Annotated in this window: 3 protein-coding genes, 1 tRNA gene and 5 pseudogenes; 4 read left to right on the top strand and 5 right to left on the bottom strand. The window is 68.6% G+C overall.

Annotation, left to right across the window (positions count from 1 at the left end):
• The 3 pseudogenes from FMEAI12_RS21560 to FMEAI12_RS38460 form a co-directional block, all read left to right on the top strand.
• Positions 1-157, top strand: a pseudogene (locus FMEAI12_RS21560) (MerR family transcriptional regulator); the annotation flags it as partial.
• Positions 158-254: 97 nt separating this feature from the next.
• Positions 255-347, top strand: a pseudogene (locus FMEAI12_RS21555) (IS6 family transposase); the annotation flags it as partial.
• Between the two features lie 112 nt (positions 348-459).
• Positions 460-980: pseudogene (locus FMEAI12_RS38460) on the top strand (integrase); the annotation flags it as partial.
• 146 nt (positions 981-1,126) lie between these two features.
• On the opposite strand, the gene FMEAI12_RS21545 reads toward FMEAI12_RS38460, so the two are convergent.
• From FMEAI12_RS21545 to FMEAI12_RS21535, 3 genes and pseudogenes are all read right to left on the bottom strand, one after another.
• On the bottom strand, positions 1,127-2,089 hold the full coding sequence (locus FMEAI12_RS21545) for an MFS transporter (RefSeq protein ID WP_112107617.1): 963 nt from the start codon (positions 2,087-2,089) through the stop codon (positions 1,127-1,129).
• Positions 2,068-2,559 (bottom strand): hypothetical protein, encoded by a 492-nt coding sequence (locus tag FMEAI12_RS21540; protein ID WP_112107616.1) that lies wholly within the window; start codon positions 2,557-2,559, stop codon positions 2,068-2,070. Before FMEAI12_RS21540 ends, FMEAI12_RS21545 begins: the two co-directional genes overlap by 22 nt.
• 290 nt (positions 2,560-2,849) lie before the next feature.
• Positions 2,850-3,167, bottom strand: a pseudogene (locus FMEAI12_RS21535) (IS256 family transposase); the annotation flags it as partial.
• Positions 3,168-3,278: 111 nt separating this feature from the next.
• Between FMEAI12_RS21535 and FMEAI12_RS21530 the strand changes: the two are divergent.
• Positions 3,279-3,619, top strand: a pseudogene (locus FMEAI12_RS21530) (DDE-type integrase/transposase/recombinase); the annotation flags it as partial.
• 249 nt (positions 3,620-3,868) lie between these two features.
• On the opposite strand, the gene FMEAI12_RS21525 reads toward FMEAI12_RS21530, so the two are convergent.
• Both FMEAI12_RS21525 and FMEAI12_RS21520 read right to left on the bottom strand, forming a co-directional pair.
• Entirely contained in the window at positions 3,869-4,657 is a 789-nt protein-coding gene (locus FMEAI12_RS21525) for a DUF429 domain-containing protein (RefSeq protein WP_112107615.1), read from the bottom strand.
• 242 nt (positions 4,658-4,899) lie between these two features.
• Positions 4,900-4,972 (bottom strand) — tRNA-Lys (locus FMEAI12_RS21520).
• Positions 4,973-5,034: the final 62 nt, after the last annotated feature.

The raw sequence follows: 5,034 nt of genomic DNA, 5'->3' as shown, positions 1-5,034 counted from the left end.
GGCCGCCCGCGTCCGTGAACTCGTCGATCAGGGCACCGCGATCGACGCCGCCTGCCGCATCGTCATCCTCGAAGACCAACTCGCCGAAGCCCAGCGGCTCAACCAGCAATCACGCCAACTGACAACCGACCAGCCGCCACCCGCCGAGACCCCCTGACAGGCAGACGGCACTGTTGCCTCCACTCGACGGGCCCCGTGTGGCGGCAGGTAATGATCAGGCGATGAGGCGAGGTGTGGTCCGTCCTTCGGTCCCGATGTGGAAGTTCGCTGGGTTCCGGCTCCCTCCGGAGGTGATCGTGCTGGCGGTCCGCTGGTACCTGCGGTTCGCGCGGTCAGTGAGGTCTGTTGCGTCCAGTCGTGACCGGCGAGGCCCTGGCGGGGCATGTACCGTCAGTGTGATCACTGGCGGGCCGTCAGGGACTCGAACCGGCGCTGTTGCGTCGGCGAGATCCGCCATCGCGGATGTCGCCCGGGCGGCCACCGATCTGCCGGGAGATCCGCGAGCTGGTCCTGCGCCCCGCACGGAGAATCCGACCTGGGGCCACCGCAGGATCCAGGGAGAACTCGCCGGGCCGGGCTACCCGGTCGGGGTCGCCACCGTCTGACGGATCCTGCACCGCACCGGTGTCGATCCAGCGCCCCGCCGGACCGACTCCTCCTGGCGTACGTTCCTGCGTGCCCAGGCCTCCGGCATGCTGGCCTGCGATTTCTTCACGGTGGACACCGTGTTCCTCCAACAGATCTACGTGTTCTTCGTCGTCAAGCACGCCACCCGTCGTATCCATGTCCTCGGGGTCACGAGACACCCGACCGCGGCGTGGGTCACCCAGCGGGCACGGAACCTGCTGATGGATCTCGAGGAGCGTACCCACCGGTTCCGGTTTCTCATCCGTGACCGAGATGCGAAGTTCACGGCTTCGTTCGACGCTGGGTTTACCGAAGCCGGCATCGACGTGGTCGATACCCCGCCGCAGTCACCCTCGGGGGGTTGATCAACGAATCGCAACGCAGCCCGGCACCTCCGCGGAAGATCGCGTCAACCGCAAAAGGCCAGCTCACAGGCCGAAATCCGGTTTTGGGAGCCCCACACGCCGAGAGGGGACCTTGCTGCGCGCGGGCGTGCCTGTCATGCGGTGACCGGCGCAGGCGGGCGGTCCGCCCTGACGGTGAACAGGATCGTCGCGACCACGAGCAGCGGCGCGCAGAACAGCGGCCCTGCCTCGGGCGCGACGAACGTCCACAGCGCACCGGCGGTCAACGTTGCGATCGCCCGACCGCCACTCTGCAGAGCGGCGAGGGTGCCGAACGCCGTCCAGCGGATCTCCGGCGAGCCCAGCCGGCCGACGCCGGTGTACTCGGCCGCGTCCACGGCACCGGCGGCAGCCCCTGCCAACACAAAGCAGACGGCGAGCAGAAGCAACTCGTTCGTCCCGGCCAGAGCGAATCCGGCATAGGCGGTCAGCAGGCACGTGGCGCCACCGGCGATGATCGGGCCAGTACCGATCCGGTCCGCCAGCGCACCCGCCCAGCTGGCGCAGACGGCCGCGCTGAGCTGGTAGCCGATGTACAGCAGCGCCACGAGCTGGAGCTGACTGAACGGTCCGGCTCCAGCGGGCAGTAGCTTCGTCGCGCGAAGCAGCAGTAGCACCGCGGCGATGTTCGCGGTCTCGTAGATCGCGACGCCGAGGAGGAACCGACCCAGGCGACCGCGCCGGAGCTGGTCGATTCTGCTACGCAGCGATGGCAGCTGCCACACGGCGTCCGGCTGGAGGACGTCCAGGTCCGGGCGTGTCGGATTCCCGCCCGGCTGCGCTGCCCGTCGCCGGTTCGCGCGGGCGCTGACGGCCACCGCCGCGACGGCCGGCAGCACCGCCAGCAGGATGACCGTCCGGACCTCCAGGAAGGTCAGGAACAGCAGCGCCAACACCGGGCCGAGGGCTGCGCCCACCGCGTCGATCGAACGTTCCACCCCGAGGCGGCGTCCCATCCGGTCCACGGTGGTGACCTCGCTCGCCTGCGCCGGCCGCAGGGGCGTGCGCAGCCCGCGGGCCGCCCACGAGCCGACCCTTACACCGTGGCCGCCTGCCATGCCACGCCGCTGAGCGCAAGCAGTGCCGACGCCAGCCCCATGCCGGCGTGCCCGACGAGGCTGACCAGGCCACGCCACCGCGGCCGGCGCAGCGCTGTCTCGGCGCCACCGAACCGGGCCGCCATCCCACCCGCGTGCCCGACGGCCTCCATTCCGGCGATGGCGAGCGGGACGCCCCCGGCCAGGCCGGTGACGAACGCAGGGAGGACGGTGGTGGTGCTCTCCTGCCCCGCTGTCGACAGCAGCGATGCCAGCCGCGACGAGGTCAGGTACCCGCGGACCCGTCCGCCCTCGCTCTGGACTGGGACAGGTACGTCACAGACGGCAGTGTCGGGTCTGGACACGACGGACGCGACGAGCGCGGCAGCCGCCGGCCCGGGCACAGCGGCGCAGGGGGCCGGCATCCGCGCCGGAAACGGCCGCGGCAGCACGACGGTCACTTCGGACGCGGTCACCGACGAATCGAGCATTCGACCATCATGTTCGCCGCACGGCGACTCCGAAGTCGTCTGTCGGACGCCCCATCCAGTCAGATGGGCGACCGGCCGGCGCTGCTGGCAGCCGCGTTTGCCGAACTCACCCACGCCGTCTGGCCGCCGGCCGGCCAGAACCCGGCGCATTCGCCGCTATCTCGGAACGAGACAGTGCCGCCGTTCGCTATCGACCCTGCAAAAATAAAGATGATACTCATGGGGCGGTTGTCTCGGAGCCTGCCCGACCCTTCCAGCCTTGCCGGACCCAAATCGATACTCCGGCGAGTAGAAGAGGAGAACCGCTGCCGTTCGCCGGCGTCCGGGTCGACCCTGCGGTCGTTGACCCGCGGCGCGGTGACCTCGACCGCACCGGCGGCGGTCATCACCTGCCCGGGCTGGGCGTGGCCGTTACAGACCACCAGCCGGCGGCCACCCTCGTCGCGCTCGTCGGCGAGCTCGGCGATGTAGGCGTCGACCTCGGCTTCCAACGCGGCCGCGAGCATCCGCCGCGCACCTTCCCGGACGATCTCATCGATCAGCGACGGCCTGACCGTCGAACCGTCCCCGGGCGTGCTGTCCTCGGGTACTACCGTGAGCACCGGCATGCCTTCCCGACCGACGCGCCAACGTCGGCCTGCCTGAGACCTCAACCTCGATCACCGGGAAGGCACGCCCCTCCCCAGCCGACCACAGATCTCAACCATTGCTCGGCCGTAGCCCGCCGGTTCTTCATCCAGGCGCCGGCGCATGGCCGCCAGCCGGTCGAGGTCACCACCGACAAGGCACCCGTCTACCCGAGGATCCTCGACGAGCCGCTCCCGAGGCCTGCCATGTCGACGCCGCCAGAGAGAACAACCGAATGGAAGCCAACCACAGCCGGCTCAAAGCCCGGCTACGGCCGATGCGCGAACTCAAACGCCTCCGCTCGGTCCAGACGATCAGCGCCGGGAACGCCTTGGTTCAGAACATCCGACGCGGCCACTACGAACTCGCCACCCATACCGGCCCACAGCTGCGGCTGGCCGCCGCGTTCACCGAGCTCACCCAAGCCGTCTGACCGTGACTGCCCGGGCCCTGGCGTGCGCCGCATCCTCGCAATGCAACAGCCCCGCCGAGGATGATCGGCCTTCAGAATCGGTCACCGGGACGACATCAGGGCCACGCCGCAGCCCGATCGTTCGTGAACACCGCGCATCGCCGTGCAAAGACAACACCGATCGCACATTCGATCATGTTCGGCTGGCGCTGCCCGTGACTGCTATCAGCGTAGAAGAACAAGGCCGCTCCCATGGTGCGATCTTCGGAGTCACCGTCCTGGAGGTAGGTGCTCGGCCGGTCTCGGGTGGCCGTCTGGCACGAGGGAGGACAGTGGGCTGGTCGGCAGTGCTATCCACCCCTCCCGTTCCGCGGCGGTGGCGTCGTCCGGTCCGGGGGCGGCGGTGTGGCCCAGCGTCGCGGCACGGGCGGTCATCGCGGCGATCACGGCATCGAAGGCGTCGTCAGAACGGCGGCAGAGATCTTCATGGGTGCCGAGATCCAGCCATCCAGCCGCATCGAGGAGAGCGTCGACCAGCGTGCCGAGGACGGAAATGTTGTCCCTGGTCTTGTAACCGCGGTGCGGTAGCCCCCACCGGGCAAGCGACGCGGCTGGGTACACCTCGACGACGACGCCACCTCCGGCGCGGTCCACGGGCATGCCGTCGCCTGCGAGTGTTGCCAGTAGTCCCGCGCAGCGCATCGCCGTATGCGCGATCCGATCGGCGGCGACGCTGAGCGGCCGTAGCCCCGTCTCTGCCTGGACCCGCCGATCAGTGGCTCGGTACGCCAGGGCACGTCGCCACTCCAGACCAGTGACCCCCGGTGAGACGACGACGTTACCGGCCTGGTGGGCCGCGATGAAGGCGACGAAGGACTCCGGCCAACCGAACGGGCAATCGATACCGACCTTGTCCGCTTTCTTGATCGACATGACGATCGCGGTGTCCGACGTACCGAGTAGGACCTCCCTCACCGCCGCTGAACCTGGCGACCAGTCGATCCGGGCGAGTGCGGTCTTCTTCGGCTCCGCCGCCAGGTCCACGCCGATCGTCATCATCTGATCAGGGTACGCGACAGGACATAAAGGTCTCTTCGCGATCGAATCCTCGGAGATCAGCACTACACCCAGCACCAGATGCGCTCCACTGGGAGGAGGAACGGGGCTACAGTAACTGGTAAGAACCCGCACGGTTCTGCGGCCGTCATAAAACCGGTCCGGCCAGCTTCCGGTGGCCGCGAAAGCGCCAAAAGATTGACCTTGAGAGTGCTTGAAAAGTGCGCAGGAAGTGCCCTCCGAGGTGGGCCGTCAGGGACTCGAACCCTGAACTCACCGGTTAAAAGCCGGTTGCTCTGCCAATTGAGCTAACGGCCCTGCTGCGCACCATCGTACCCAACTGCTCGGTCAGGGGGAGGGCGGGGCGCGAGGTTCTGGCG

It is taken from the genome of Parafrankia sp. Ea1.12, from assembly GCF_900465275.1.
GTDB classification, from domain to species: domain Bacteria; phylum Actinomycetota; class Actinomycetes; order Frankiales; family Frankiaceae; genus Parafrankia; species Parafrankia soli.
This window is presented reverse-complemented; position numbering and strand designations above follow the sequence as displayed.